Origin of the sequence: Peribacillus sp. NPDC097225, from assembly GCF_044761955.1 — a bacterium.
Lineage (GTDB): Bacteria > Bacillota > Bacilli > Bacillales > DSM-1321 > Peribacillus.
The window spans coordinates 1-22,726 of record NZ_JBIWDJ010000014.1 but is presented as its reverse complement, the minus strand read 5'-3'; the positions used below and the strand labels follow the sequence as shown (position 1 = coordinate 22,726).

Below are 22,726 nucleotides of genomic sequence, written 5' to 3'. Positions count from 1 at the left end.
AGTCGGCTACTTATTGTGCAGGTACCACTTTTCAATTAGATGGCAATCCTTATCTTCTATATCAACCACTGTACCCACTTGGGAGCTGATCCCTGACTTTATGGAAGCTGATATCGTCGCTAAATGGCTTCGCTTCTGGAAATATCCCTTTTTATATGTAAGCGATTGAATCCTGTTTCTTGGCATGATTAAAGTCTGCTTGGAGATTAAACGGCTGCTCAGTATCAATAAGTCCCCCTGGGTCTTCCACCCGGCCTCTATGAACTGCAAATAGGACCAAAGGAAGGCAAGTGGAATCAGTAATAAGGAGAAAAATCCCCATGTTCTGAAGAACCATATGAGGACCGCGATAATCGGGATGAATACGATTGCTTTGCGGATGACATAACGATAATAAGCACGTCTAGGCAAAGGCTTTATATCCACTACCGTTTCATAGCCTGGTAAAAATTCTTGGATTTTATCAGGCAAGTGTTTCTTTTTAATTAACGGAAAGAGCATGATGGAAAGACTTTCACGATCTTCCGCACTTCCCCCAGCATACTCCAAATACACAGTGGCCAATCCCAATGGCTTACGTACGAGATTTTCCATGATCCGAATCCCCTGGACCTTGCGGATGGGAATTGTTAATTGTTTTTTCTCCAACAATCCCCTTGTAATAACAAGCTCCTCACCTGTCCTCAAAGCGGTGAAGTTGGCATATCTAATGACCATACTCACAGTGGCCAACACGTAAACGACCAATAAGCCCAAAATGGCAAAACCAGTTAGTATGACTGACCCGAGCCCGATATACTCTTCATAATTCTTGAAGATTTTTTCAAAAGGAATGATTTCATCGAACTGTGATATAAAAGCGATTCCACCGGATAAGAATACACCGATTGCCCCCGACGTTGCCGCCATAACAAAAAGTTGAGGCAACGCTTGCTTAAAAGTAGAGGAAGCCCTATCTTTTTCCACGACGTGTAAATCTTCTTCTGTACGTTCCCCTTCAAGGATGTCAGAAGAAGTTTTTTTCTTTTTCTCCTCAATAATTATTGTATTCAGCTGATTCGCTTCGCTTTTTCTAATGGCGGACAAAACGGCATCAGCCTGAGTGCCACCAGCCGTTTCGATATTCACTTTCACAAGACTGAATATGCGTTGGATAATCCCCTCTGAAATATCGATACTATGTATCCGGTCAAACTTAATATAACGCTTCTTCCTGATGAATACGCCGGATTCTATCCTGAGCTCCCCGGACTCTAACCGATATGTAAAGCGCAACCATTGTATGAAAGCACGAATAACGAGCAAGAGCACGACGACGCCGATAACTAATGGCTGGACCCATCCCGGGACATCATTATTTTGCCCTGGTAACACGATCACTATCAAGAATGGCAAAACCAACTCTTTTATCGATTTAATGATATTGAGAAGGACAGCAATGGGGTGAAGCCGTTTCGGTTCAAACATCTTCTTCCTCCACACTGGCCATCCTGGAAATATAGTGCCGTAATTCATCCGCTTCCGTTAAATCCAGAGCAGGTATAATATGCACCGTTGCAGCTGTGGATATTTCCACGGATGCCAAATCATACTTCCTTAATAAGGGGCCTTGCTTCGTTTCAACATGCTGTACCCGAATCATCGGGATGAGGGTCCTTTTAATCACAAAAATCCCACTTTGGATATCAATCTCCGTATTTCGCACGTCATAACGCCATCTTTTCCAGCGTAAAGAAGGAATCAAAAATACGGTCAGGTAACATTGAACGAAAGAGAAGATAAGCAACGCTCCAAAGATCCAATAAGTCCACCCTTGAATGATCGTCAGCACTAAAATGACCAAGCTCAAAACCCAAATGATTGAACAGCCAATAAGCCCACTGAATTTCCAAGCAGTCAGTGCCTTATCGGATATGAGGCTTTGAGGTTCCATAGTACCCTCCTTTTCCGATTTAAAATGAATGCTCTTGTTATTCCACACATTGGTGTGCATCCAATTTGATATACCTCATTGTACAGAATTCAAACTTTTCTTACAACTACCTCATTCATTTAATTCTATTTATTACAAAAACATCCACTTAAACACTTTATTGAATAAAAAATAAGCCGCTCAGATGAGCGACTTATTTATCGAAATTCATTTCAATTAATTGCTAGATTTTTCTCTTTTTTGGCTTGTGCTACGGTTGCCATAGCCATTAGATTTACGGTTCGAGCTAGGACGTTTATTTGCCCCGCTACCGTAATCTTTTCTGCCTGAAGAACTACGTCCATTACGCGGTCTGTTAGACGAACTGCTTCCACCACGGTTACGACGCATTGAAGGAGATTCTTCAGTTAATTTAATCGGAGTTTGATCCGGTTCTTTCGTCATTGACTTAAGCATAGCTGCAACTAAATCAGCTGCACTGTGTTGTTTCAATAACTCTTCAGCTTGACCAAGGTATAACGATAAATCGTCATTCTCGATTGCAGAAAGAACTTTCTCCGTTACTGCTTTTTGTTGCCCTTGCAACGCTTCAGTTGAAGTAGGAGTTTTCATTCTCTCCATACGTTTTCTAGTTGTATGTTCAACTGCTTGAAGTTGCCCTCTTTCTCTTGGTGTTACAAATGTGATTGCAATACCATGTTTACCGGCACGTCCTGTACGACCGATGCGGTGAACGTAACTTTCTGGGTCTTGAGGAATATCAAAGTTGTATACATGCGTTACACCGGAAATATCAAGTCCACGAGCGGCTACGTCCGTAGCTACAAGGACATCAAGATTTCCTTCTTTGAATTTCTTCAATACAGAAATACGCTTCGCTTGGCTAAGGTCACCGTGAATTCCTTCAGCACTATAGCCACGGATATTCAATGCAGAAGACAATTCATCGACGCGACGTTTTGTACGTCCGAATACGATGGCAAGTTCTGGTGTTTGGATATCGAAAAGACGTGCTAATGTATCGAATTTTTCACTTTCTCTTAATTCCAAGTAGTATTGTTCGATGCGGTCAACAGTCATCTCTTTCGCTTTTACACGAACAAGAACTGGTTCATGCATGAAACGTTCTGCAATTTTACGGATTGGGTCAGGCATTGTAGCTGAGAAAAGCAATGTTTGTCTTTCATCAGGAACCGTTGAAAGGATAGACTCGATATCCTCAATGAATCCCATGTTAAGCATTTCATCCGCTTCATCAAGGACTACAGTGTGAACTCCACCTAATTTGATGTTTTTACGTTTGATATGATCTAACAGACGACCAGGTGTACCAACGATGATATGTGGTTTTTTCTTTAAGGCACGGATTTGACGGTCGATGTCTTGTCCTCCGTACACTGCTAATACACGAGCGCGCTTTCCGTAACCAAGTTTGAAAAGTTCTTCAGAAACTTGAATGGCAAGCTCACGAGTAGGTGCAATAACAATCCCTTGCACATTTTCGTTGGCAATATCGATGTTTTCCATCAATGGAATACCGAATGCTGCTGTTTTACCTGTTCCCGTTTGCGCTTGACCAATAATATCTTTACCTTCAAGTGCTAGAGGAATCGTTTGGGCTTGAATCGGACTCGCTTCTTCAAATCCCATTTTTTCTATTGATTTCATAGACGTTCTATCTAAACCTAATTCGCTAAACAATGTCAATGTTTTCGTACTCCTTTTTATATCGTAAATTTACACGTGCATTCAATGCACGAATTGATTAGTTCAAATCCTCATCATCATGACAGATGTTCTACTTTATTCTTATGAAAAAGTTTATCATTATCACCTAAAAGAATATCTACCTTTTAGCTCTAATGAACTCAATATGATTTTTTAAAAAGGAAATATACCAGTACTTGCGTTTCACTGGCATTTAATGCATTGCGCACGTGTAGACTTATTTTTAACATACGCCCATCTTTTTAAAAGTGCATGTAACCAAAATTAAATTCAAAATGGAAAATTAAAAGTAGCATAAACGGTTATTCACCGTTTTATTTCAGGTGAGGGCTGCTGCACCTATTATTCCACAGACTTAAAAGTCTGTCTGAATAAAACTTGACGAGCGCCAAGATTCTTATACAAAACAGGCCCGGTGCGTTGAGGATGTGCAGAAGTGGAAAGACGCTAAATGCAGCTTATTTCCCTATTAGCTACTAAAGCCACTGTGGTACGCAGCTTTTATATATGACCAGACGCGCGGCCTATTTAATCTAAAATAATCTCAAAAAACCTCATGAAAAACATGAAAGAAGAAACAATATGTTGCCTCAACCTGATTAATCTAATTAATTATTCATCAATGATAAGACATTTAAACTCATACTTCATATTACCATTTTCAAACTGTTATTGCAATAAAGGATATTTTCGTATCCATCGTTACTTATAAAGAATACGGCGGGAAGCCGACATGTCAAATATCCATTTCCCCCAAAAACAATAGTCTTGATACCCATTCATCGGGTTTTTCTCCTAGAAGTGAAATAAGGAACGATGCCCAACCGATTCCGAAATAAAAAAAATCCGGGTACCCATATGGTACCCGAACTCCTTCCCATTTAGACCAATAAAACGAATTGTTCGATTTTACAAATGGACAATATCTTTTTCACAGGCTTCGTTGCACCCGTCATTTCTATTTCCAAGTTTGCGGATAATGGATATAACCATTTAACGAGGAAACTAATGCCGGTGCTATCAATAAATTTCACTTGTGATAAATCGATTTGAAGGCGATCTATATTATCCGGAACCTGGAAGGTATTCAATAGCCTTTCAAGATAGGACGAGTTCTCATAATGAATATCACTTAAGATATGCACATTAAACGTATTTTGATCAATATGGACATGAAGCATGCGCGCCCACCACCTCTTTCACATTAAATACCGCTGTAGCTCTTTTTCCTGCCTCATCAAAGGAAAACTCACATAATTGCTGGATCAAGTATAAGCCCCTGCCCCCTTCATTACTCACATCGGGGCATTCCATCTTCCTATAGCTCTCCCAATTAAACCCTCCAGCAAATGAATGAATTTTTATGGAGATTCGCTCGAAGGCTTCTTCCTCAATCTCTAGATCTGCTTTATCCTGACCTTCATGTTGTATAACGTTCGATAAAAGTTCCCAAATCACTAATTTCACATTAAAGAACAAAAATTCAGAGCTATCCTTTACCTTAAACATTTCAAATTCCTGCATGATTTCATTTACAGTCTGGGCGAGCGTTTTCACATTCAACTGTCTAACCTGGATTTTTTTTATTGGCATTTTGAATCTGCTCCAAAGTTTTTGAAAGATATGGATGAATATAATCTTCCTGATGTTCTAATCGGTAAAACTGGCTCCAGACTGAACCTATTATTGCTTTTGTTTCTAAAGTATTTTCTTCCACGCATCGATCGATTTGCAACAGCCACAACTTTATCGAAAGCCTTTCCTCGGGACTGTTTGGCAATTCCCCCAAGTCAATTCGAATAATCTTTTCATTCGCCTGTTCTAAAAGAACTTGTGTCATTTCATACGTTGATGCATACGTTTTCCCTTCAAATTCCAGGTACCCTTTCATCATAGGTCACCTCTTTAATTTAGTATCCATTAACCCTTGAACTTCTGCGATAGTTCAATATTCAATGAACTCAATTGCTCAGCCATCTCTGATATTTGGGAAGAAGCCGATGTGAGTTCCTCAAACGTTGATCTAAATTCTCCAATTTCTCCGCCCAAATGACTGATTTTCCCGTCGCTCTCTTTCACGCTTCTTACCGAATCATCCAGGATATCTATGATTTCTTTATTTACATGTCTAAAGAATCTCGCTTCATCCACGATACTTTGAAAACTCTCATCAAATTTCATCACCGTCTTCTGGACTGATGCCACCTGTTGTTGAATGGAATCAAGTGATAGCTCGGTTTTGCGGGCAAGGTTTCTAACTTCTTGTGCGACTATAGAGAAACCTTTTCCGTGTTGGCCTGCTCGAGCTGCTTCAATCCCTGCATTTAGCGATAGAATATTGGTTTGATTAGATAGGGTGCGTATCGTCTGTACCACTTGCCCAATATGTAAGGAGTCCTCATTCAGTTCCTCTGTTAAGTTCTTAACTTTTTCGATTAAGTCCACGACATCATCGACTTTCTTCAAAGCCTTCGAGACATTGCCTTTTCCTGTTTCAACATGATGGATCATCGCTTTTGACCCAGTATTAATTTCATCAATATCTTCGAGCATGCTTTGGACCCGAGTATCCCGTTCGGCTAGCGAAGCCATGGTTTGTTTCGCACTGGATGCCAATATGGAAGAAGAATCGTTCAAACGGTATTGAAGCTCCTCAATCTCATTTAGCTTCATCATGGAGGATGTATAAGACTTTATATATGTCTGGATCGCAATTTGCATATCGAATGAACAAAGCTTTTGAAATGAGTAATAATAATCCTGGGCTTCTTGCCAACTATCACACTCACGGGTCAGCATCTGCAGGACCTCATGCTGAATGATGGTAAAGGCACCGATATACCACTCTGGGAAAAGACCTATCCGGTTATGCACACTACCAATAACCTTACGTCGTATCACGTACTTCTCCCCGACGACCCCCGAAACCATATCCAGAATATATTTCTCTAATGTCTGCTTTAACCTATGAATAGTGGAATGTTCCTGAATGATCATGGTTAGGTTGGGAATTTCCGAAATGCGAGCATAAAAAGCGTCCACTATCTTTTCAACGTTCTTTTCCATAATAGGCTTTAGACTCATAAGTGTCGTAATATCCTGTTCTTCCAAATTCACAAACATAAGCTGAAGAGCATTCTTTCCCTTTTCAATTTCCGAGAATATAGGTGCACGAGTCGGAGTAGATCCTATTTTAATGGGGACTGTAGGCTGCTTCTCTTGTTTCTTCAATGATTCCTTATTTTTCAAACTAAATAATGATGTAAATGGACACCCACTCAACTGTATTTCCCCTTCCCCTTAACTAAGACTTTATACCTACTATATTTTACATTATAACCCAATAAACGTGCAGTAATATCAACAATATTATGAATTCTCGTGCAAAAAAAGCATGAAATGTGTCTTTGTATAGTATAATAGTCCTGCATATGCACAACCTAACAAATATCAGGGGGTTATATGAATATATATACGTTGGATATCCCAGAATGTAGAGACTTTAGCCTTGTATTACAAACACTAGACAAGAAAGTCATTTTTTTAGAAGACCCGGTAGGACAACAACATCTGTTTCGAAATAAGACGGACTTATTGCAATCCTTATTCATCCTACCTTTATACCTTTCGAGAGACTCCTCCCAACAAACCGCCTTATTTGCTTTAGCCGAGTCTTATGAGATACCCATACTATTCATTTATAAGCGTTCAAAAAAGTTAAAGGATCCACAGACCTTACCCAAAAAAACGATTTATGAGTCGATGGCCTTCCCTGCAGACCCAGTGGAGATTAAGCTGAAATTGAAAGCTCTTCAGAATATTAGCATGCAGTTATACTCAACGAAGATGAAGGAACAGGAACTAGTAAATATCGGACTTAAAGTTAAGCAAAACTTGCGTGTAGCTCAAAACTTTCAACAGCTTGTCCTTCCTACATCCATACAAAAGAAAGATATCGAAATCCAGGGGCTTTTCCAGCCATCAAGTGAGCTGTCGGGGGATTTATTTTACTGGCAGGAGGTCGAGGACGGGAAATACGGGTTCATCATCATCGATGTTTGTGGAAAAGGAATTCAAGCCGCACTCATCAGCATGTCTATCCGCTCTTTAATGCCTGGGCTTATCAAGCGTGTAAAAGACCCCACCTTCATTACGAAAGAACTGAACAAGCATATGGGCCATCTGTTCCAGGAGTATCAAAAGGAAAATACGAATGCCCCATACTTTACGGCCTTCATTGCTTTTGTGGATACGGCCGCTCGAATTATTGAATATGTTAACAATGGGCATCCTCCTGCAATGATGTATTCCCCTTGCAATAATGATTTGCAAATTTTAAGTAATGGCTCGATGCCTATAGGTCTTGTACCAGATATGCCTATAGAAAAAGGGTCCATTCACTATGAAGCTGGGAGTCGTTTCGTTATATATACCGATGGACTTTCTGAGTCTCCCAGTAACCATACCATTCATAGATTCGATAAGATTGAACAGGAGTTTATAGATAATGTCCACTTAGATACATCAGATCTTCTTCATGAATTATTACTCTCCAGGATGAAGCATTCCGAAATCAATGATGATATCTGCATCATTGCTGGTACCTTGTTTTAAGCCTTCAATAGAGAAAGAGCCGATTTCATAATGAAATCGGCTCTTTCTCTATTTCTCATCATTTTTGCAAGGCTTTTACGACTTCTTCTAACTTCATGCCTCTTGAAGCTTTGACCAAAATTAAATCATGGGCATCAGTAGAAGTCTGTAGCGCTTCTATTAATTGTTGTTTATCTTGAAAAGATTGAACATTCTCAGCTGCAAATGTTTTACGTGCACCCTTAGCAATATAATCGGCAAGCGGTCCATATGTAAAGACCTTATCAATTTGATCAACCGCTATCAGTTCACCTATTCTCAAGTGGAAATCTTTTTCGCTTGCTCCTAACTCCAACATATCTCCAAGTACAAGGATTTTATTCCTAAAACCGGATAGACCTTCAATCAGCTCAATTGCTGCCTTGACGGAAGTGGGGCTGGCATTGTAAGCATCATTAATGATTTTCTGCCCATTTATGCCTTCGACCATCTCCATCCTCATGTTTGTAAGGCGAATGGCTTCTAAGCCCTTATGGATGGATTCGTTACCTATATTCAGTTCTTTTGCGGCAAGAATGGCAGCCAATGCATTGAGCACGTTATGCTGACCCAAAACCGGGATTTGATAGTCACCTTGATTCTCTCCACCAAGTGTAAACGAGGTACTGTCTGCCTCTTGGGTAATCGTCAATGGGAACAAGTCATTCCGCTCCGTACGTCCGAAGGATAGGACACGTAAATGGGGGAATTGCTTTTGAATCCGGCTTTCCAGCAAAGGTTCGTCACCATGGTAAATAAGCGTTCCGCCCTGTGGCAATCCCTCCACGATTTCTAGCTTCGCATTGGCGATTTCTTCTCGCGAGCCTAAATCCAACAAATGCGATTCGCCTATATTTGTAATAATGGCTACATCTGGTTTTGCTAGCTTGGATAAAAATTCGATTTCCCCACGACTACTCATGCCCATTTCTAAAACGGCTGCTTCTGTTTCCTCATCCATGGATAGGATAGTTAGTGGTAATCCAAGATGATTATTGAAGTTACCATTCGTCTTATGGACTTTATAGGTAGTGGCCAGCAGGGCAGCCGTCATATCTTTCGTAGTGGTTTTACCATTGCTCCCCGTTATTCCAATGACTTTAATATTCAATTGGTCCCGATAAGCGCGTGCCAATTGCTGTAATGCCTTTTCAGTATTTTCCACAAGGATGATTGGTAAATCAGTAGGTGGATTCGGAATATCCTGCTGCCAAAAAGAAGCGGATGCTCCCTGCGCAATGGCACTTCTGACATATTGATGGCCATCGACTTGCTCTCCCTTTAACGGAACGAACAAGCATCCTTTCGTAACCGCTCTTGAATCGATGGTTACACCATGAATTTCAATGGGTTCAAATACCTTACTATCGTTCAATCCATTTACCATCTCAGATATTTGTCTCAACGTTCTCTTTATCACTTTCGTTCCTCCTTCGTTCATCAAACTAAATCTTCCATTTTCTTTATAACCAAACTAAGCAGCAATCGGCATGGAGAACCGATTCCTGCTTGCTAGAGTAAGTCCTGCGTATAATTGAAATACAGGAACCCACTTTACATTACCGCTTACACTGTATATTTAATTTGTTGTTTTTCTTCATAGCGCTCTAAAGCAAGCTTCACAAGTTCTTCTATTAATTGTGGATATTCAAGACCCGTGTGCTTCCATAATAGCGGGAACATGCTGAATGGCGTAAAGCCAGGCATCGTATTCACTTCATTGATATAGACCTTTCCATCTTTCGTCAAAAAGAAATCGGCCCGGACGAGTCCGGAACAGTCCAATGACTTGAAGGCTGTGATTGCCATTTGAGATAAAGCTTTGTATTGACTTTCCTCTATTTCGGCAGGTATGGCCATCGCTGAATTTCCGTCGACGTATTTAGCTGAATAATCATAGAAGTCAAAGTCTGTCTTAGGAATGATTTCTCCTGCCACAGAACAAGATGGGGTATCATTCCCGATCACGCCAAACTCCACTTCACGGGCGATGACTCCTTCTTCAACGATGATTTTCCGATCGAATTGAAATGCTTCTGCGACCGCCTTCTTCAACTCATTAGCATTATTACATTTGCTGACTCCTACGCTTGAGCCTAAATTAGCCGGTTTTACAAAACAAGGGTACCCACATACTTCTTCCACCTTCTCAATGGACCGTTCTGTGTTACTCTCCCATTCCGAGCGGATGAACCATGTATAGTTAACTTGCGGTAATCCCGCCTGTGCAAAAATATTTTTCATGATGACCTTATCCATCCCTGCGGATGAAGCCAGTACCCCATTTCCCACATAAGGAAGATTCAACAGCTCAAGCATCCCCTGTACTGTTCCATCTTCGCCATTCGGTCCATGTAGAAGAGGGAAAATGACATCATAACCCGTGGACCCACTATTTTCATCAGTTAAATGGGCTTGCAATGACAAAGGAGAAGTCAATTTATCGGATGATAAAGCCAATTCCTCCACGGATTTTGCCGGACCAGTCAACTTTGGACCATTTACCCAAGAACCTTCTTTTGTTATGTAAATCGGATATATGTCAAACTTTGCTAAGTCGAGAGCTTTAATGACTGCTAAAGCTGTCTGCAAAGAAACATCATGTTCCGCAGATTTCCCACCATAAAGCAAACCAAGTTTAGTTTTCATGAGTTATTACCCTCCAATATTCTTTTAACCATGTTCCATTGTAACACTTTACACTAAAACGGGAAAAGTGAAAGTTCCCCCTTCTATAGCTATAATTAGAAGTTTATGCACCCAGTTGCAAGTCCTACGACCCAAACCCTTAATTAGCTAAAGAAGTTATTTATATAGCGTCGTGTTGATAACGCTCTCCCAAACCTTTTCTTTACGATGAAAAGTAATGAAGGCATCAGGTCCTTGTTCTTTTCTATCTAAGAAATCATCATGCATCTCATCCATGTTCAAATAATCTCCCACGATCCATGCTGGGATCTCGATTTTGGTCCTTGTAATCTTCACATGTCTAAAAGAAAAAACTATACCTTCCGCCAATATAGGAGCCAGGGAAGAAATAATATCCAAAGGAATTGCAGGCAATTCTTTTTTCTTCCTCATTCCTAACCATGTTCTTTCGACTTTCAATGGTTCAAGCTTCAACGGAAGTAAATTTCCCAGCATCTTATAGTACGTTGAAATCGAACGAAAGTAAATTTTATTAAACCATCCATCATCTTGGGCCAGATAGACAAATTGATTATTCAGTTTGTGAAAGAAAGGGGGTTCTAAGTGATTTTTGGTATGCCCCACATATAGGAGTTCCGCTAATTCCCTGCCGTCCAATTCTTCTAGACAATCCGCTTCCTTAAAATCGACCCAACAGAAATCTCCATATGCACGAACATCCTCTTTAAGTAGCTTATAAACGTTCTCAGATGAAACGCTCTCCAGCAAGACATTCAAATCGTACTCCCCACCATCATATTGATGTTTCAATAATAAGATGGAATTCAAGCTATGCGGTAAGGAATAGGAGAATTCTCGAAAATTAAGGCCATTAAAAAGGACAAATCTTTCGGAAGCCTGCATATGCATATATAAGATGTCATTACCTTCATTTTTCATGATTATATTCCCTCCGAGCCTTTCATCAATAGTTCTATTTTATCAAACTTTTTAATATTCACGAAGTGTATATAAAATAGTAGTAAAAATAAGAAACTAGACAGGCAGTAATTTCCATATTATAGTAAAAATAAAAGCTTGGAGGATGAATGATGGATAAAATAGAAAAAGACGATTTCATCAATCACTTGCAGGAAGACGCTGTCGCCGATTCATCAAAAAATTGGGGTCTTTGGGAACTCGAAAAATTTGCATTCGATAAATACTTTCATCAAGCCGACTCCATCCTTGATATTGGATGCAGTACAGGGAGGACGACCTTTGCTCTATACAAGAATGGGTTTCATCATATAACCGGACTGGACCCTTCACCCTCCAAGATTCAAGAAGCCCGGAAGTTTTCACAAGATGAAAATATGGAGATTCCATTCTTTCTTGGGAATGCCACGGAAATCCCTTTCAACGACTCGTCATTCGACCATGCACTCTTTTCCTTTCATGGTTTAATGAAAATCCCTCAACGAAAAAACCGCATTCTCGCTTTGAAAGAAATCAAACGCATACTTAGACCAGGAGGCCGTTTCCTATTCACCACACCGATTCGCGACAGTAATGAAAGGTATCTTAATTTTTGGGAACAGGAAGAAATGATTTGGTGTGATAGTAAACAGGATGAACGGCTATATGAGTTCGGTGATATCTTCACAAAGGGAAAGTCTCACCAAGAAGAGGCCTATCTCCATATCCCGAGTCAGCAGGAAGTCCTTGATTGCCTAGAAGAAGCCCAACTGACTGTTTTGGAAACCTTTCACCAAGATTCATTTAATGAAAGCGTTATGGCTATGAACTTTTCCCCTGACTCCCATTTCTGGATCGTCCATCAATAAGTTGTTTTCGACTTTCATCTGAATACAAAAAAACTCCAGAGTGCAATCACCCTGGAGTTTTGACTTATATTAAGAAGCCTGTTCGAGTTTTCCTTTTTCGGCAGGAGGGTTGAATTGACCTTCCCACTTGGAAATAACGATGGCTGCTAAAGAGTTACCAATAACGTTTACTACAGTACGACCCATATCAAGGATACGGTCAATACCTGCTATGAAGGCAAGTCCTTCAATTGGGATGCCCACCGTACCTAATGTTGCTAAAAGTACAACGAAGGATACGCCCGGTACACCGGCAATTCCTTTAGAGGTAATCATCAACACTAACATTAGCGTTATTTGCTCATAAGCACTTAGATGTATGCCGTACATTTGAGCAATGAAGATGGCTGCTAAAGCTTGGTATAATGTGGAACCATCTAGGTTGAATGAGTAACCAGTCGGAATAACAAAAGACGTAATATGTTTTGGACAACCGGCTTTCTCCATCTTCTCCATGATTCTTGGAAGAACCGCTTCTGAACTTGCTGTGGAAAATGCTAAGATTAATTCTTCTTTCAAAATGGCAATTAACTTAAAGATACTGAAGCCTACAAATTTTGCAATGAGCCCCAGGATGACAACTACGAAGAAAATCATCGTTCCGTATACGGAAAGGGCTAACTTTCCTAATGGGATTAGTGATGATAAACCGAATTTAGAGATTGTCACACCGATTAGTGCAAATACCCCAATCGGAGCAAATTTCATAACCATATTGGTTAGATTGAACATACCTTCCGCCGCACCTTGGAAGAAACGGAATACTGGTACTCCTTTTTCACCGATAGCTGCAATGCTTAGTCCAAACAAGACTGAGAAGAAAATGATTGCAAGCATATCGCCTTCTACCATTGCTTTAATCGGATTAGATGGGACAATATGAACGATTGTATCTATAAAGGATTCGTGTTGCTTAGTTTCTGCTGTGTCAACATAAGTGGAAATATCCGTTTGTTCAAGCTCACCCATATTTACGCCCGCGCCAGGCTGAATAATATTGGCAGATAATAAACCTACGCCTATTGCAACTAGTGTTACTACTATAAAGTAGGATAGTGACTTGGCACCTAATTTCCCTACTGATTTAATATCGCCCACGCCTGCAACTGCAACAATAAGGCTAGAAACGATAATTGGAACGACGATCATTTTAATCATACGTAGGAAGATATCACCTAATGGTTGTAGATAGCTTTGTGCCGTCTCACTTCCATAAAATATAGCACCTACGATAATTCCTAGAATTAAACCAATGAATATTTGGCTTGCTAAACTCAGTTTGAATTTCTTCATTTAATTTCCTCACCTTCCATATAGTCTTTGATGTAAAAACATTTGTCTCGGTAAGGGAAACAAGATACTAATAAAAAGAGAAAAATTTTTCTGTATATTGAAAAACTTCTATCCTTACGCTTAAAAAAAAGACACCCTACGTGTCATTTTCCCTATTGGCGTGTTATTCACACATGTTCCCTCGAAGACGCTTACGGGGTTAGCTGTCGGGTTAGGAATCGGAAACACAATGGCCCTTTCATCTCTGAATTCACCCCTAGCGAATATAATCCGCAAAATTGGTTCCCCCGTTCTTTTTTATAAGATTAAGCGAGCTAACTTATATTAAAATATTATACTAAAAATATTAATCTGTAAATATATTTTCTTTCCCCACACTCCGAAAGTACAGAGGGGATTAAGAATATTGAGTGCTACGTGGGTTTACACTTATTGTTTAAATAGGTAATTAGTTTTAACAGTAAAAAAATTATGGCCATTTTTGATTTAACTGAAAATTATTTTTCCAAAAATCCTAGTAAAATGTATCTAACTTTTTCCCTTTTGGATAGTTTCTTAAAAGTTGCAGAGTGAACCTTGTCCAATTTGAGCGGGGTAATGAAGTAAGAGTGGTTCTTCACTACCTTTTTCGGTTCTAAAAGGATGACATCTCCCACTGCTGGACCTTTAAGCATCTCTTGCTTCCCTTTTGCTTGAGCCCCTTTTGTAAAGTATTGTCGGTTCAAATGCCCTTTATTGGTCATTTTATAGACATGCGGCTGCTTCCGTTCATGTATCGCTTCTGTTGGAACAGTCGGGACTCCCGTCTTCACATTCGTTATAACGGTAAGGTCGACCTTTGAACCGTCTAATAGCGCTTCCTTATTCTCTGCTTCCGTTACAATTTCCGCTTCGAATGTATAGCGATTTTCATCCTTTAGGGTTGGCTCCTCTTTGGGATAAGGATGTATACGGCTGATGGTTCCGCCCAATCTCTTTTTCAAATCAGGAGAACTAGCTTTTATCTCCATCCCTACCTCTGCCTTCTTTAACTCTTCTTCAGAGAAGGAACCTTCGATGGCCATTTCTGTCGAAGCAATTGAAATAATCGGATTCGTTAAATTTTTATTGATCTTCTTCACGACACCATCCGCTTCACTTGTCGTCTCCACGGCATTGGTTTGCATCTCAATTGAGCTTAATTGTGCTTCTAGCATGACCACTTTTTCCTTCAAGCTACTTTTTTCAAGTTCCTGCTTGTACATCTCCTGCTCAATATTACTTTTAATTAAGTCTGAGGAAGAAGTGGTGATGTCTATATTTAGGTTCTTTTCTACTGTCTCATCGATAACCGTTTTGTTTGAATCCAGGGCCAGACCACTTTGATAAGCTTTCAACTTATTTATGTACTCATCAATTCCGACGATTTCTCCTTCGGTTGCGGCCTTTTCCGCTTCCAAATTATCTTTTAGTGCATCCAGTTCGGTTGTAGTGTATTCAAATAGGGATGTTCCATCCGTTACCTCGTCCCCTTCGTGAACCAGGAATTTCTGAAAATCATTGTTTTTAGCATCAAAATAAACATCATATTCTTCTGCCGGTTTAAAGATTCCCTTTGTTTGAAATGTTTCAGTTATGGTATCTTTCTTAACTTGTGTCCATCTTTCGGTAAAAACGGTCCGTTCCACTTTACTGTCTTTTTTTTCAATCAAGTAAATATTACCCGATATCAAGGCCAAAGATGCTACTGATAGGGCTGCTAATTTCCACTTTTTCATTTTTCTCACCGCCTTATACGAATACGCCAACTTGTAGATATGCTAAAAATGCTTTAGCAAACCACGAGGCAATATAAAATAGAATGATCATTGATAAGACAAAGGCCTTGCTTCGTTCCGTATATACCTTCAAATAATAATATTGTAAAGAAATGATTAAAATTTGAAAAATGGTGATTTCACTAAAAAAATGAATAAAGTAATCGCTTCGAATGAAGTACTGGCTGATGACTCCAAGTGAAAAGGGGTTGGCATCATGCCCAATATCCATCAAAACAAAAAGGGGAATTAACAAAACCTTCTCCAGTAAGTGCAAACTAAGCGTAATCATTTGAACAATCACGGTTTTTATGTATGGGATATCCAATACTACCCAAAAGAATAAAGAAGCTAAAAAGATATAAATAGAAGGATAAAACAATCCTGCAATCATATTTCCAATTACAATCAGTAATTTTCCCGTTTCAAATTCACTTACATCCATCTTCGTAATATTTTTAGAAAATGATTCTGAACCAATTCCAAAATATCCACTTACTGAAAAAACTAAGACACTAAGAAAATATAATCCTATTAATTTCCAGAAAAGTCGTGTGACCGCTTCCGCATTTTGCAATTGGTAACGGCTTCTTTGCGGTTCAAAAATACCCTTTAACAATCGGACCTGGTATATCATGTATGTTCCTCCTGCAAAAAATGAAATATCATTTTATATTTTATCTTATTTTGTAAACAAATGCAGAAATAAGGAGGAATAAATATAAATATATACTCTTAATGCGTCTGATTCTGTTATACTCCTGAGCTAGGAGACAAAAAAGCAAGATGATGTTTCAGAACTTCTATCTGTGTAGGCGTCTGATTATAAATCTCTCCATCCATATCGACTTCGAGAGGTAATTCGGTTTCCACCTTCAATTTTCTTGCCTGGACATACATGACACCTGACTCTGAGCTGACACTTTCAGTCAACGAACTCTTCATGGCTAAGATCTCCCTAAATACACTTAGGCTCGATTCTTTCACGATGACGATATCAAACAGCCCATCGTCTGGCTGGACCATTGAAAAAGGCATTGAATTCGTTCCGATAAAATTACCATTCAAGACTAAAATCATGACAGCTTTTCCTTCGACACACGTTTCATCATATTCGACTCTAAAAGGAAACGGTTCTTGATCGCCTATCGTTCTAATTGCACTTAAAAAATAACCAATCTTCCCGAATTTACTTTTTTCTTGTTCATCTATATTGTTTGACGTATCGGTAATCAGTCCAATACCCCAAAAATTCAAAAGGTAATGATCGTCCGCCTTCCCCACATCGATCATACGGACATTTCCGTTCACTATAGTTTCCGCCGCACGACGGATATTTTGAGGTATTTCCAAGGTTCTGGAGAAATCATTGCACGTCCCTCCAGGTAATATTCCCAAAAGCGGTCGATGTTCGAGTGGAGAAAGACCATTCACACATTCATGCACCGTTCCATCTCCTCCCAGAACGAATACTACGTCCATACCTTCTCCATATTCCGAACAAAACTTGTCAGCATCACCCTTTTCCTTGGTCTGAAGAATAAGAAATTCATCAATTTGGGGTGTCAGAATAGGGAGACATTCCTCTAATGCCTTTTCCACCTTACTATTTCCTGCACATTCGTTATAGATCAGCATTCCTTTTTTCCATCTCATATCCTGTTCCCCCCCGTTTAATGAATAGCTACGCTACGCTTCCCTTTACTTTTTCCTTTTTTCCTCCTTTTAAAACTCAATCATGAATAGTTGAAGCAATTAAATTATAAATATGAAGAAAGACGTATAAAAAATAAAAAAAAGTGGCGGCAGCCCCTTCCAAAAAGTCATGAGTGTATATGCAAATGATCTTTCATTAATATGATGAGCTTGGAACAAAGGGTACTTCTAGTCTCGTCCTTTTCCAGATAAAGCAAAAAACCTTCCAAGATGACACCATTTGGTCTTTTTTTAAAAAGACCTCTCTAATCACCTCTAAAGCCTCTGTATCTTTACCAGTCCCATATCCTGCTCCATCCCCCGACTTCATCCTTAAGAGTTTATCTATCGTCAGGTCAATCTACGCTTTAGGGTCAAGTACATACGCTGAACAGTCAGGTCCAGGTAACTGGATTCAATAAAGGATCGTCGCCCTTCAGTAACCCCTCAATGATTGAATCTAACCAATTCAATAAGAAAATTGGCAACATACTTATGCTTATGGGGATTATGTTAACTGGGTTTATTTCCTCATAGTTAATGTTTACCTGGCAAGTTGCTAAAAAAAGGTGTTTTTCCATTCCTAATTGAATAGTTAGTATATGAATTATAAGGGGATATTAAAATGGAAAAAATACTTAGAAAAAGCGCTATATATAGTTTTTTATGGGAATAGGTATAGGAATTTTATTTGTAAGGTATGAACAAGTTACACGAGTGAGTTTTGATGTGACTGAAACATCCTATTTGTCTCCCATGGAATACATAATTATCTTGCTTAAATATGGTGTAATAACAGCTATACTTGGTTTGTTATTTGGATGGTATAGATATAATAAGCAAAAAAAAGCTGTTTAAGATGTTCATAAAACGGTACATTAGGTAATTCCGTTATTAACTTCACCAGGTACTGATACCGAAGAAAGGCGAGCAATCAACCCAATCAAAAAATTCATCAATAATGGGTTTTGCTTCCATTCATTACTGCTTTAAGCTTGAGCAGGGTTTTCTTAAGTAAATTTTAAGATACCATGTAAAAAGTGAGGCAGTTTGTCATGGAGGAAAGTGCTAAACAAACCCGAAAATTAATTTTTCTGGGTTCTTTGCTTTCTTTATTATAATTATTCTGCCTGCATTTTCTTTTTAAACATTGCAATTGCTACTACCGATATGATGATGGCATAACCAAGCACCCACCAGATATGAGGGGAAATATCACCGTATTCACCAGTAAGAGCAGCTTTTCCCATTTCGACTGCATGAACAAATGGTAAAATAAATGCAACGTCTTTGAATAGGCCACCAATCAGGTTTAAGTCAATCCATGCGCCCGAAAGCCATGCAGATAAATTGGTCAGTAGTGCTCCACAAATACCTACAGCTGCTCTTTCACTTAACAGCGTTCCACATAATAGCCCAATCCCTATAAAAATAATTGATGTTGGAATGAGTAAAGCTAGTGCCACAATCATAGAAAGAGAGATGGCTAACCCCATAAACATCGCAACAATATAACAAAAAATTCCCTGTACAATCGACATCATTAGTAAAGGTAAAGAATAGCCCATAATAAAATCTGTTGATGTCATAGGTGTTGTGAAAAGCCTTGTTAAAAATGAGCTTGCTCGGTCTTTCGATAAAACTTGTGCGGCAAAGAGAGCCATAAAGGATAGACCAAATACCGCGATACCAGGAGTTAGTGAATCAACATTAAAAAGATCAACTGGAATGCTACGATTAATTGCGGATAACAGCAGTAATAACGCAACCGGGAAGCCGATTCCAAAAAAGAGTGATAGTGGGTCCCTTAAAATTTCCTTTGTCGTTCTGTTTGCAAATACGAGCATTCTCATTGGATATCACCTTCCGTTACAAAATACACAAATGCATCCTCAAAGCTCACTGTGTTAGCCTTTTCAATAAGCTCTTGAGCCGAACCAATTGCTTTAATTTGCCCGTCTTTCATAATGCAAATACGGTCAGACAATGCCTCTGCTTCCTCTAAATAATGCGTCGTTAATATAATGGTTGTTTTTTCCTTCAGTTTTTTTATTAAAGCCCAAAGTTCATGGCGTCCGATAATATCTAATCCAAGTGTCGGCTCATCTAAAAATAAAATCCGCGGCTCACTAATTAAAGCCATAGAGATGCTCAATTTGCGTTGCCAACCACCTGATAATGTTTTGCTGCGTTGCTTTTCAAAAGGCTGCAATGAAAACTGAGCAAGCATTTCATCAATTATTATCTTTGTTTTCTCTTTATTAAAGCCGTGTACTCCAGCCATTAACTCTAAATTTTCACGTACCGTTAGATTGGGTGCAATCGCCGTCTCTTGTGGGGATACCGCAATCGCAGTACGTACTTGCTCTGGCTCATTTATAATACTTTTCCCTAACAATGTTGCATCTCCGCTCGAAGGCTTTGTTAGACACGAAAGCATTTTAATCAATGTCGTTTTCCCTGCACCATTAACACCAAGAAGGCCAAATAATTCCGTTTCTTGAATTGATAAAGAGACGTGGTCAACAGCATTTTTAGTACCATATGTTTTCGTTAGGGAGTTGATTGTAATAGCGTTGTTCATTTATCTTCCTCCTGTTTAAAATTTAGGTTTACCATATTGAAAAAGCTACTCAACATTTGTTCAGGTACAATCGCAAGACCACGCTCTTCATCCCCCAAGATAATTAGCATATCTCCTGGATTTAATTGAAACAGTTCCCGTGCTTTTTTAGGTATAACAATTTGTCCTCGTTCACCTAGTGTGGCTGTACCAAAAAAATGCTTTCCTTTCGGTGGTACACCGAAGCCATTTTCTTGTTGTTTAAAACGAACAAGATTATCTAATGTAACATTGTAAAGCTTCGCGAGCTCCATACAATATTGGATATCGGGTGTAGAGTCCCCTTTTTCCCATTTAGCTATCACCTGTCGAGACACATTTAAACGTTCTGCTACTTCTTCTTGTGTAAGTTGATGCTGTATACGCAATGCTTTAATATTCATATTAATCATTTTTTTCATACCTCCAAATTATATTATCAACAAACTTACAGGCAATCGTCCACCTACATTTATTTACTTTATTGTTACGATTCGTAGCAAAAAAACATATACAAAATAAGGACCCGATGAGTGCGAATGTATGGCATTTTTTCCGAAGAAAGGCGAGCGATCAACCCAATCAAAAAATTCATCCTATAGTCAATTACCAAATGTTATTAGTCTTTCCACAAATAATATAGATGTTTTGCACACTCGTAAAATCATGCTTTATCGACTCTTCAGCTCCTTCATAATGGTTTGGATAATGTGCTCATCTACGCCATTGAAGAAAGTTATTTCAGCTTCAGCTGTTTTAATAACACAGCCTAGTACAGCAGTGTATTCAGAAGAATGAAACGAAGTAGTTTCAGTTGGAAAAGGATCGAGTTTTACTGGAACAATGGTTAATTTGTTTGTGGACATAAGGATGGCACCTCCTTTGATTGATACGTTTATCGTACCGAAGGTGCCTGGCGTTTTATATGCGTTATTTGATTACGGGCTTACGTTTAAGAGACCAAGGAATTGTTCCTTTTTTAGTACGTTTTTGGCTTCTTCTTCAGTAATACCGATAATGGGGATTATGGTAACCAACGCCATCGTATTGGTCGATCGTGTACTTAAAAACGAAGAAAACGGCCTCTCGACTCTCGAAGCTGGGTCAACCCGTCTTCGTCCGATCTTGATGACAGCCTTGTCCATGATTAGCGCATTGATTCCTCTCGCAATTGGCACAGAAGGAAGCGACCTTATTTCACAAGGAGTTGGCATTACCGTAATGGATGGACTAGTGAGCTTTACATTGCTTACCTTACTTATCGTTCCGGTCGTATACGAAGTAATCATGAAATTGGGTAAAAGGGAGAAGGCAGTGAAAACAAAAAAAGAAACGAGTTTCCCCGTTCCCTTAAGATTTATTGAACATTTAGTTTTTAGTAAAGGTTTGATCTATTGCGTTTTCCAGGTTCAATGATTTTTCTTTTAAGTAACGCTTCGTCACGTTTAAGTCCTTATGGCCTGCTAGCTTGGAAACAGTTTGTATATCAATACCATTATCCACTAGTCTCTGGCAAAATGTATGACGTAATTTATGTGGGTGTACATTGTATTTTTTTAAAATGTATTGTACCGACCTCGGCGTGATTCTTTGATTATAGCTTGAGATAAACAATGGGTCTGCTTTTTCCTTCAGTGAACAGAGATAGGTTCTCACATACTGCACTGCTAAATCTGTTAGCGGAACGGTTCTGTCAATTTCACCTTTTGCATTCCGGACAAGAATATAATTCCGATTGCCCTCCATGATAACATCACTTCCATTTAAATCACATAGCTCCGAAACACGAATGCCAGTATGTAACAAAAGATAAACAATGGCGACATTCCTAGGATTTCCTTCTGCCTCTATATCCTTCAAAAGAGCTTCTTGATCTTTGATGCTTAGTGACTCAGGTGCTTCATTTTTAGATTCCTTTACCTTACGCTCAACAGAAAGCATAATTTGTGGCTTCGCTAAAAATTTAAAGAAGACATTCAAAGCATTATAATGCTTTTCTATTGTCCCTGGACTTTTCTTGCAATTTTCTAAATAATCAAGATACAATTGAACATCCTCAGAATTAATTTCCCTTAGTACCTTTTGTGTCTGTTCACAAAACTGAGAAAGAACACCTGTATACGTTTTAATCGTATTAGCTGATTTCCCTTGGTCTTCCAACCATCCAGCAAATGAAGAAATCATTTCATCTTTAGCAGAGGTATCCATAGGCTATTCCCCCAATGACAGTTTCAGAACTAAGTTAAGTTTAACATATTTCCTTATAGAAACGAAGAATTCTGCCCCCTAATCTCCTAACGTCTGTGAGAAGCCCGGATGCGCATGCTAAAAAAGAATGATAGGAGATATCATCATATTGCTGCAATACTCTCATTTTTCAAATGTATCTTTCACGTCTTGGAAAATTAACACAAAAAAGGCCAGCCTAATGGCTGACCTTGAAATGGCTTGGCGGCGTCCTACTCTCACAGGGGGAAACCCCCAACTACCATCGGCGCTGAAGAGCTTAACTGCCGTGTTCGGAATGGGAACG

Annotated in this window: 21 protein-coding genes, 1 rRNA gene, 1 pseudogene and 1 riboswitch; of the genes and pseudogenes, 3 read left to right on the top strand and 20 right to left on the bottom strand. The window is 39.2% G+C overall.

Features of this window, described 5'->3' with window-relative positions; translation table 11 throughout:
* Window positions 1-6 precede the first annotated feature (6 nt).
* The 7 genes from ACIQXH_RS19985 to ACIQXH_RS19955 all read right to left on the bottom strand — a co-directional run bounded on the left by ACIQXH_RS19985 (window position 7) and on the right by ACIQXH_RS19955 (window position 6,943).
* The gene (locus tag ACIQXH_RS19985) at window positions 7-1,467 is read right to left on the bottom strand and encodes a PH domain-containing protein (protein ID WP_402959805.1); all 1,461 of its coding nucleotides are present in this window, start codon (window positions 1,465-1,467) and stop codon (window positions 7-9) included.
* Window positions 1,460-1,933, bottom strand: coding sequence for a PH domain-containing protein (locus ACIQXH_RS19980; RefSeq protein ID WP_402959807.1), 474 nt, complete (start codon window positions 1,931-1,933; stop codon window positions 1,460-1,462). The genes ACIQXH_RS19985 and ACIQXH_RS19980 overlap by 8 nt, the downstream gene beginning before the upstream one ends.
* Before the next feature lie 216 nt (window positions 1,934-2,149).
* Window positions 2,150-3,640 carry a degradosome RNA helicase CshA gene (gene cshA, locus ACIQXH_RS19975; RefSeq protein WP_402875995.1) on the bottom strand — a complete coding sequence of 497 codons (1,491 nt, stop codon included), beginning with the start codon at window positions 3,638-3,640 and terminating at the stop codon, window positions 2,150-2,152.
* Between the two features lie 902 nt (window positions 3,641-4,542).
* Window positions 4,543-4,842 (bottom strand): STAS domain-containing protein, encoded by a 300-nt coding sequence (locus ACIQXH_RS19970; RefSeq protein ID WP_402959809.1) that lies wholly within the window; start codon window positions 4,840-4,842, stop codon window positions 4,543-4,545.
* Window positions 4,823-5,254 (bottom strand): ATP-binding protein, encoded by a 432-nt coding sequence (locus ACIQXH_RS19965; protein ID WP_402959811.1) that lies wholly within the window; start codon window positions 5,252-5,254, stop codon window positions 4,823-4,825. The genes ACIQXH_RS19970 and ACIQXH_RS19965 overlap by 20 nt, the downstream gene beginning before the upstream one ends.
* Window positions 5,229-5,555, bottom strand: coding sequence for a hypothetical protein (locus tag ACIQXH_RS19960; protein ID WP_402959813.1), 327 nt, complete (start codon window positions 5,553-5,555; stop codon window positions 5,229-5,231). The genes ACIQXH_RS19965 and ACIQXH_RS19960 overlap by 26 nt, the downstream gene beginning before the upstream one ends.
* A gap of 26 nt (window positions 5,556-5,581) precedes the next feature.
* The gene (locus tag ACIQXH_RS19955; RefSeq protein ID WP_403125389.1) at window positions 5,582-6,943 is read right to left on the bottom strand and encodes a protoglobin domain-containing protein; all 1,362 of its coding nucleotides are present in this window, start codon (window positions 6,941-6,943) and stop codon (window positions 5,582-5,584) included.
* 180 nt (window positions 6,944-7,123) lie between these two features.
* Here ACIQXH_RS19955 and ACIQXH_RS19950 point away from each other — a divergent pair, with 180 nt between their 5' ends.
* Window positions 7,124-8,275 (top strand): PP2C family protein-serine/threonine phosphatase, encoded by a 1,152-nt coding sequence (locus ACIQXH_RS19950; protein ID WP_403125387.1) that lies wholly within the window; start codon window positions 7,124-7,126, stop codon window positions 8,273-8,275.
* Window positions 8,276-8,333: 58 nt separating this feature from the next.
* Here ACIQXH_RS19950 and ACIQXH_RS19945 read toward each other — a convergent pair whose 3' ends face one another.
* The 3 genes from ACIQXH_RS19945 to ACIQXH_RS19935 all read right to left on the bottom strand — a co-directional run bounded on the left by ACIQXH_RS19945 (window position 8,334) and on the right by ACIQXH_RS19935 (window position 11,881).
* Window positions 8,334-9,713 carry a UDP-N-acetylmuramoyl-tripeptide--D-alanyl-D-alanine ligase gene (locus tag ACIQXH_RS19945; RefSeq protein ID WP_402876005.1) on the bottom strand — a complete coding sequence of 460 codons (1,380 nt, stop codon included), beginning with the start codon at window positions 9,711-9,713 and terminating at the stop codon, window positions 8,334-8,336.
* Window positions 9,714-9,859: 146 nt separating this feature from the next.
* Window positions 9,860-10,942: a D-alanine--D-alanine ligase gene (locus tag ACIQXH_RS19940; protein ID WP_402876007.1), complete on the bottom strand. Its 1,083-nt coding sequence runs from the start codon at window positions 10,940-10,942 to the stop codon at window positions 9,860-9,862.
* A gap of 156 nt (window positions 10,943-11,098) precedes the next feature.
* Entirely contained in the window at window positions 11,099-11,881 is a 783-nt protein-coding gene (locus ACIQXH_RS19935) for a hypothetical protein (RefSeq protein ID WP_402876009.1), read from the bottom strand.
* Between the two features lie 152 nt (window positions 11,882-12,033).
* On the opposite strand from ACIQXH_RS19935, the gene ACIQXH_RS19930 reads away from it, so the two are divergent.
* The gene (locus ACIQXH_RS19930) at window positions 12,034-12,768 is read left to right on the top strand and encodes a class I SAM-dependent methyltransferase (RefSeq protein ID WP_402876010.1); all 735 of its coding nucleotides are present in this window, start codon (window positions 12,034-12,036) and stop codon (window positions 12,766-12,768) included.
* A gap of 69 nt (window positions 12,769-12,837) precedes the next feature.
* On the opposite strand, the gene ACIQXH_RS19925 is transcribed toward ACIQXH_RS19930, so the two are convergent.
* The 8 genes from ACIQXH_RS19925 to ACIQXH_RS19890 form a co-directional block, all read right to left on the bottom strand.
* The gene (locus tag ACIQXH_RS19925) at window positions 12,838-14,100 is read right to left on the bottom strand and encodes a cation:dicarboxylate symporter family transporter (protein ID WP_402876012.1); all 1,263 of its coding nucleotides are present in this window, start codon (window positions 14,098-14,100) and stop codon (window positions 12,838-12,840) included.
* A 173-nt stretch (window positions 14,101-14,273) separates the two neighbouring features.
* Window positions 14,274-14,422, bottom strand: a riboswitch (cyclic di-AMP (ydaO/yuaA leader).
* 175 nt (window positions 14,423-14,597) lie between these two features.
* Window positions 14,598-15,857: an efflux RND transporter periplasmic adaptor subunit gene (locus ACIQXH_RS19920; RefSeq protein WP_403125385.1), complete on the bottom strand. Its 1,260-nt coding sequence runs from the start codon at window positions 15,855-15,857 to the stop codon at window positions 14,598-14,600.
* Window positions 15,858-15,870: 13 nt separating this feature from the next.
* The gene (locus ACIQXH_RS19915) at window positions 15,871-16,533 is read right to left on the bottom strand and encodes a hypothetical protein (protein WP_402876016.1); all 663 of its coding nucleotides are present in this window, start codon (window positions 16,531-16,533) and stop codon (window positions 15,871-15,873) included.
* Window positions 16,534-16,649: 116 nt separating this feature from the next.
* On the bottom strand, window positions 16,650-17,552 hold the full coding sequence (locus ACIQXH_RS19910) for a diacylglycerol/lipid kinase family protein (protein WP_402876018.1): 903 nt from the start codon (window positions 17,550-17,552) through the stop codon (window positions 16,650-16,652).
* Between the two features lie 1,160 nt (window positions 17,553-18,712).
* On the bottom strand, window positions 18,713-19,444 hold the full coding sequence (locus ACIQXH_RS19905) for an ABC transporter permease (protein ID WP_402959821.1): 732 nt from the start codon (window positions 19,442-19,444) through the stop codon (window positions 18,713-18,715).
* On the bottom strand, window positions 19,441-20,175 hold the full coding sequence (locus tag ACIQXH_RS19900; protein ID WP_403125381.1) for an ABC transporter ATP-binding protein: 735 nt from the start codon (window positions 20,173-20,175) through the stop codon (window positions 19,441-19,443). Before ACIQXH_RS19900 ends, ACIQXH_RS19905 begins: the two co-directional genes overlap by 4 nt.
* Window positions 20,172-20,615 (bottom strand): helix-turn-helix domain-containing protein, encoded by a 444-nt coding sequence (locus tag ACIQXH_RS19895; RefSeq protein ID WP_402876023.1) that lies wholly within the window; start codon window positions 20,613-20,615, stop codon window positions 20,172-20,174. Before ACIQXH_RS19895 ends, ACIQXH_RS19900 begins: the two co-directional genes overlap by 4 nt.
* A 249-nt stretch (window positions 20,616-20,864) precedes the next feature.
* The gene (locus ACIQXH_RS19890) at window positions 20,865-21,059 is read right to left on the bottom strand and encodes a hypothetical protein (protein ID WP_402876025.1); all 195 of its coding nucleotides are present in this window, start codon (window positions 21,057-21,059) and stop codon (window positions 20,865-20,867) included.
* 154 nt (window positions 21,060-21,213) lie between these two features.
* On the opposite strand from ACIQXH_RS19890, the pseudogene ACIQXH_RS19885 reads away from it, so the two are divergent.
* Window positions 21,214-21,609: pseudogene (locus ACIQXH_RS19885) on the top strand (efflux RND transporter permease subunit); the annotation flags it as partial.
* Here ACIQXH_RS19885 and ACIQXH_RS19880 read toward each other — a convergent pair.
* Complete coding sequence (locus tag ACIQXH_RS19880) at window positions 21,562-22,401, bottom strand: tyrosine-type recombinase/integrase (protein ID WP_402876027.1); 840 nt, start codon at window positions 22,399-22,401, stop codon at window positions 21,562-21,564. The pseudogene ACIQXH_RS19885 and the gene ACIQXH_RS19880 sit on opposite strands and share 48 nt — an antisense overlap.
* Before the next feature lie 238 nt (window positions 22,402-22,639).
* A 5S ribosomal RNA gene (gene rrf, locus ACIQXH_RS19875) occupies window positions 22,640-22,726 on the bottom strand; the annotation flags it as partial.

Bases quoted from the DNA above. Each gene is read 5' to 3' on its own strand.
- ACIQXH_RS19950 (WP_403125387.1), top strand. From the start codon at position 7,124: ATGAATATATATACGTTGGATATCCCAGAATGTAGAGACTTTAGCCTT.
- ACIQXH_RS19940 (WP_402876007.1), bottom strand. From the start codon at position 10,942: ATGAAAACTAAACTTGGTTTGCTTTATGGTGGGAAATCTGCGGAACAT.
- ACIQXH_RS19970 (WP_402959809.1), bottom strand. From the start codon at position 4,842: ATGCTTCATGTCCATATTGATCAAAATACGTTTAATGTGCATATCTTA.
- ACIQXH_RS19965 (WP_402959811.1), bottom strand. From the start codon at position 5,254: ATGCCAATAAAAAAAATCCAGGTTAGACAGTTGAATGTGAAAACGCTC.
- ACIQXH_RS19985 (WP_402959805.1), bottom strand. From the start codon at position 1,467: ATGTTTGAACCGAAACGGCTTCACCCCATTGCTGTCCTTCTCAATATC.
- ACIQXH_RS19980 (WP_402959807.1), bottom strand. From the start codon at position 1,933: ATGGAACCTCAAAGCCTCATATCCGATAAGGCACTGACTGCTTGGAAA.
- ACIQXH_RS19900 (WP_403125381.1), bottom strand. From the start codon at position 20,175: ATGAACAACGCTATTACAATCAACTCCCTAACGAAAACATATGGTACT.
- ACIQXH_RS19905 (WP_402959821.1), bottom strand. From the start codon at position 19,444: ATGAGAATGCTCGTATTTGCAAACAGAACGACAAAGGAAATTTTAAGG.
- ACIQXH_RS19960 (WP_402959813.1), bottom strand. From the start codon at position 5,555: ATGATGAAAGGGTACCTGGAATTTGAAGGGAAAACGTATGCATCAACG.
- ACIQXH_RS19925 (WP_402876012.1), bottom strand. From the start codon at position 14,100: ATGAAGAAATTCAAACTGAGTTTAGCAAGCCAAATATTCATTGGTTTA.
- ACIQXH_RS19880 (WP_402876027.1), bottom strand. From the start codon at position 22,401: ATGGATACCTCTGCTAAAGATGAAATGATTTCTTCATTTGCTGGATGG.
- ACIQXH_RS19935 (WP_402876009.1), bottom strand. From the start codon at position 11,881: ATGAAAAATGAAGGTAATGACATCTTATATATGCATATGCAGGCTTCC.
- ACIQXH_RS19910 (WP_402876018.1), bottom strand. From the start codon at position 17,552: ATGAGATGGAAAAAAGGAATGCTGATCTATAACGAATGTGCAGGAAAT.
- ACIQXH_RS19915 (WP_402876016.1), bottom strand. From the start codon at position 16,533: ATGATATACCAGGTCCGATTGTTAAAGGGTATTTTTGAACCGCAAAGA.
- ACIQXH_RS19930 (WP_402876010.1), top strand. From the start codon at position 12,034: ATGGATAAAATAGAAAAAGACGATTTCATCAATCACTTGCAGGAAGAC.
- ACIQXH_RS19895 (WP_402876023.1), bottom strand. From the start codon at position 20,615: ATGAAAAAAATGATTAATATGAATATTAAAGCATTGCGTATACAGCAT.
- ACIQXH_RS19920 (WP_403125385.1), bottom strand. From the start codon at position 15,857: ATGAAAAAGTGGAAATTAGCAGCCCTATCAGTAGCATCTTTGGCCTTG.
- ACIQXH_RS19890 (WP_402876025.1), bottom strand. From the start codon at position 21,059: ATGTCCACAAACAAATTAACCATTGTTCCAGTAAAACTCGATCCTTTT.